The organism is Pseudomonas sp. MWU13-2100 (genome assembly GCF_023242365.1).
Lineage (GTDB): Bacteria > Pseudomonadota > Gammaproteobacteria > Pseudomonadales > Pseudomonadaceae > Aquipseudomonas.
In genome coordinates, this window is record NZ_JALLIX010000159.1 from 1 (window position 1) to 448 (window position 448).

The window sequence follows — 448 nt, forward strand, 5'->3', positions numbered from 1 at the left end:
TCTCAACACTGGATAGCGGCGAGGCTACCGAAGGGCTGGCAGTTGAGGCTGTTGCCCTGGTGGCGTGCGGCATGGCGCGGGTTCGCTTCTCATAGGTGGAAGCGGTCGAGGAGGGAATCAGCCCCGCCCGGCATGGGCAACTGCTGAAGCTGTCCAGCGTGCCGGCCGCGAGCCTGCCATGACTATTGATGTATGAAATCCCTCCCCTGATCTCATAAGTCTTTCCGTCCTTTCCGCAGGTCACCCGATCCCCCTCACGAGCATGGGCCACGCCGTACATGATGACGCGGGTATCGAAATCGATGACGACTCCACCGCATGTGGTCTTGTCACCTTCGCGAATGAAATATCCCTTAACCATTGAGTCCCTTACCTATTCTCTATTTGGCACCCCGGACGAGGCGGCGCGCGCTGCTGATGGGGATGGATTGCACCGAGACGCCAGTGA

1 protein-coding gene is annotated in these 448 nt (G+C 59.4%); it reads right to left on the bottom strand.

Going from position 1 to position 448, the window contains the following annotated elements:
• The coding region (locus tag M5B99_RS29835; RefSeq protein ID WP_248807485.1) for a PAAR domain-containing protein at window positions 1–361 on the bottom strand (361 nt) is incomplete at its 3' end.
• Between the last annotated feature and the right edge of the window lie 87 nt (window positions 362–448).